This is a genomic window from Xanthomonas sp. SHU 199 (assembly GCF_000364665.1).
In the GTDB taxonomy this organism is placed as follows: Bacteria; Pseudomonadota; Gammaproteobacteria; order Xanthomonadales; family Xanthomonadaceae; genus Xanthomonas_A; species Xanthomonas_A sontii.
The window spans coordinates 1-3905 of record NZ_AQOI01000520.1 but is presented as its reverse complement, the minus strand read 5'-3'; the positions used below and the strand labels follow the sequence as shown (position 1 = coordinate 3905).

Sequence of the window (3905 nt, the reverse complement as noted above, 5' to 3'; positions counted from 1 at the left end):
CCCGCCTCGATGACCGCATCGGCGGCTGGCCGCTGCTGCGCGACATGGGCGATCACTTCCTGATCGTGCTGCGCAAGCGCTGAGCATGACCGCGTCTGCCGCCCCCATCGACCTCTGCCTGGAGGGTGCGCGCGTCGCGCACGCCTGTGGGGCGGTGAACGCGCCGCTGGCGCTGCGCGCCGGCCGGATCGCCGCGGCGGCCACGCCGGCCGCGCTGCGCATCGATCTGCACGGGCAATTGGTGCTGCCCGGCTTGATCAACGCCCACGAGCATCTGCACGTCAATGCGGTGCCGCCGCTGCCGCAGGCCGCGCCGTTCGCCAACAGCTATGCCTGGATCGACGCCTTCGCCGCGCATTTCCGCACGCCGGCGGTGACCGCCGCGCTGGCCCTGCCCAAGTCGCTGCGGCTGCGCCATGGCGGGTTGAAGAACCTGCTGGCCGGGGTGACCTGCGTGGCCCACCACGACCCCTGGCATCCGGCGCTGGATGCGGCCGACTTCCCGGTGGCGCTGCTGCGCGAGTTCGGCTGGAGCTACACCTTGCACGGCCCCGACTACGGACCGCCGCTGGCACAGAGCTTCGCCGCGGCGTCCGCCGCCGGCTGGCCGTGGATGATCCACCTGGCCGAAGGTACCGACGCGGTGGCCGCCGGCGAACTTGCGGAGCTGGAGCGGCGTGGCTATCTGGCGGACAACACGGTGCTGATCCACGGCGTGGGCCTGGGCGCGGACGACGTCACCCGCGTGCTCGCCTGCGGCGCGGCGGTGGTGTGGTGCCCGAGCAGCAACCTGACCCTGCTCGGACACACCCTCGATCCGCAGCGCCTGAGCGCGGCCTGGCGCCTGGCGCTGGGCAGCGATGCGCGGGTCAGCGGCGGCCGCGACTTGCTCAAGGATCTGCGCCTGGCCGCCGCCCACGGCCTGGACGCGACCCAGGCACTGCGCCTGGCTACGACCGCCGCGGCCGACATCCTGCGCATGCCGGATCGCGGGCATCTGGCGCCGGGCGCACACGCCGATCTGCTGATCGTCGCCGACCGTGGCGGGGCGCCGGCGCAGAGCCTGGTCGGGCTGCCGCGCAGCGCGCTGCGCGCGGTGGTGCGCGATGGCCGGCCACGCATCGCCGATCCCGATTTCGCCCCATGGTTCGCCGCGTCCGGGGTGGACACGGTGCCGGTGACGCTGGACGGCGTGCCGAAGTTGCTGGCCGCAGAACTTGCCGACCCGGCGCTGCTCGCGCTGGAGCCGGGCCTGGAAGTCCAGGTTGCACCGCCGCGTTCACGCCTGACCCAGTTGTCGCAGGCATGCCCGGCATGAGCGCCGTCACGACCCTCGATCCGCTGACCGCCTATGCGCTGTGGGCGGACAGCTACCCGGCGCAGGCGCACAACCCGGTGATGCAGGCCGAGCAGCGCGCCATGCTGGCCTTGCTGCCGCCGTCGTTGCGCGGCCAGCACGTGCTCGATGCCGGCTGCGGCAGCGGCCGCTACCTGCTGCATGCGCTGCATCGTGGCGCCGGGCACGTCACCGGCGTGGACCTGTCGCCGCAGATGTTGACGCGCGCCGCGCAGGAACTGGCCGAGATCGACGCCGGCCGCTACACCTTGCGCGAAGGCCGCCTGGAGGCCTTGCCGCTGGCCGACGCCAGTGTCGACCTGAGCATCTGCGCGCTGGCGCTGGGGCACCTGCCGCAGCTGCCGCCGGCCCTGGCGGAACTGCGCCGCGTCACCCGTCCCGGCGGCTGGGTGCTGTGCAGCGACGTGCACCCGATCGGCCCGGCGCTGGGCTGGCGCCGCGACTTCAAGGCCGGCGGCCAGCGCTACGCGGTGCGCCACACCCAGCACCTGTACAGCCACTGGCACGCCGCCTGCGCCGCGCTCGGGCTGGCCATCGACGCGGTCAGCGAACCGATGCTCGACCCGGCGGACATTCCCACCGGCGCCCATTTCGATCCCGCTGCATTGCAGGTGCCGGTGGCCCTGGTGCTGCGCCTGCGGCGCCTGCCGTGACCTCCGTCCTGCGTCCGTACCGTATGTCCTCCACATCGAACACGCTGCTGGTCAATCCCACCATCACCAAGCCGTCCAGCGCCCGTTTTCCGCTGTCGCTGCTGAACCTGGCGGCGTCGCTGGATCGCACTGGCGACAGCCGCATCATCGACGGCAACGTCGACCGCGACTTCATCGACCGCAGCCTGCAGGCGCTGCAGGAGCAGCGCTTCGATGCGGTGGGCATTAGCGTGATGGGCGGGCCGCAACTGGCACCGTCGATCGCACTGTCGCAGGCCATCCGCGCACGCTTCCCGGCACTGCCGATCGTCTGGGGCGGCTATTTTCCCACGCTGTACCCGGACACCGCGCTGGCCGCGCCGTACGTGGACTACGCGATCCGCGCGCAGGGCGAGGACACCTTGCCGGAACTGCTGGCCGCCTTGCGCGGCGAGGGGCCGACGCTGGCGCAGGTCGACGGGCTGTCCTGGAAGCACGACGGCGCCGTGGTGCACAACCGCAACCGCGCCTTCCAGCGCGGCGACGCGTTGCCATCGCTGCCATACGAGAAACTCGGCGAACCGCGCCGCTATCTCGGCCGTACCTTCCTCGGCCGCCGCACCGCCTCGCACCAGGCCGCGCTGGGTTGCCGTTTCCGCTGCACCTTCTGCGGGGTGGCGGCGATGTTCGGCGGCGCCACCGCCTTGCCCACCGCGGCACGCCTGGAGCGGGAGCTAGGCTATTTGAAATACGGCCTGGGCGCCGATTCGATCCAGTTCTTCGACCACAATTTCTTCGACCGCGAAGCCGACATGGTCCCGCTGCTGGAGGTGATGGCGAAGCTGGAACTGCCGTGGTGGTGCTACGCCCGCGCCGACGCGCTGCTCAACCTGTCCGAGAGCACCTGGAAACTGGTGCGCAAGAGCCGCCTGCGCATGGCCTACATCGGCGCCGAGTCGCCGAGCGGGGCGATGCTCAAGGAGATCCGCAAGGGCACACGCCCGGACCAGACCCTGGAAGTGGCCGAACTGTGCCGGCGCAACGGGGTGATCCCGGAGCTGTCGTTCATGGTCGCGCCGCCGCAGGACAGCGAACGCGAGACCGAGCAGACCTTCGAGTTCATCCGCGAGCTGAAGCGGATCAACCCGCAGTCGGAAATCATCGTCTACGTGTACACCCCGCTGCCGGAGAGCAGCCGCCACGAGAGGGACCGCGGCCGCCGTGCCGGCACGCCCTTGCTCGACCGCGACGGGGTGCCGGTGCAGTTCCCGCGCACGCCGGAGGAGTGGGCCCAGCCGCAGTGGGTGGACTACGCCTGCCACGCCGATGCGCCCTGGCTCACCGATGCGCTGCGCCAGCGCATCCGCGATTTCGTCACCGTGCTCGGCTGCCGCTATCCCACCGCGCAGGACCAGCGCTCGCCGGGCTGGGCCAAGCGCGGCCTCAGCGCGCTGGCCGCGTGGCGCTACCGCTACCGGCGCTACGACCGGCCATGGGAACTGAACCTGGCCAACCGGCTGGTGCGCCTGCACCGGCCGCAGGTATCCGGGATCTGAGCATGGACGGCAACGTCGACCGCGCCGTGCATGCCGTGCAACTCAACTTCGTGCCGTTGCCGGACGGGGTGACGCCGGAGCAGGCGTTCGCGCTGTGGCCGTCGCTGGCCGACATCGCCGAGGCGGTGGCCAGCGCCGGCACCCGCGTCTCGGTGATCCAGGCCGCCGCGGTCGATGCGCAACTGCAGCGCAACGGCGTGAACTATCACTTCGTGCGCCGTGCCGAGACCGGACGCCGGCGCCATCTGCGCCGCCTCGCCGCGCTGCTGGCCGAGCTGGAGGCCGACGTGGTGCACGTGCACGGCCTGCAGTTCGCGCGCGAGGCGGCGACGCTGGCGCGCTGGCGGCCGTCGCGGCCGA

General features: G+C 71.9%; 3 protein-coding genes and 1 pseudogene. All 4 read left to right on the top strand.

Annotated features, from left to right (window positions below; genetic code table 11):
• The first annotated feature begins 85 nt into the window (after positions 1-85).
• On the top strand, positions 86-1318 hold the full coding sequence (locus D183_RS0115875) for an amidohydrolase family protein (protein WP_017909869.1): 1233 nt from the start codon (positions 86-88) through the stop codon (positions 1316-1318).
• A complete protein-coding gene (locus D183_RS0115870; RefSeq protein WP_017909868.1) occupies positions 1315-2010 on the top strand; it encodes a class I SAM-dependent methyltransferase in 696 nt (231 codons plus the stop codon). Before D183_RS0115875 ends, D183_RS0115870 begins: the two co-directional genes overlap by 4 nt.
• Before the next feature lie 23 nt (positions 2011-2033).
• On the top strand, positions 2034-3545 hold the full coding sequence (locus D183_RS0115865; RefSeq protein ID WP_017909867.1) for a B12-binding domain-containing radical SAM protein: 1512 nt from the start codon (positions 2034-2036) through the stop codon (positions 3543-3545).
• 2 nt (positions 3546-3547) lie between these two features.
• Positions 3548-3905 (top strand): annotated as a pseudogene (locus tag D183_RS24975) (glycosyltransferase); the annotation flags it as partial.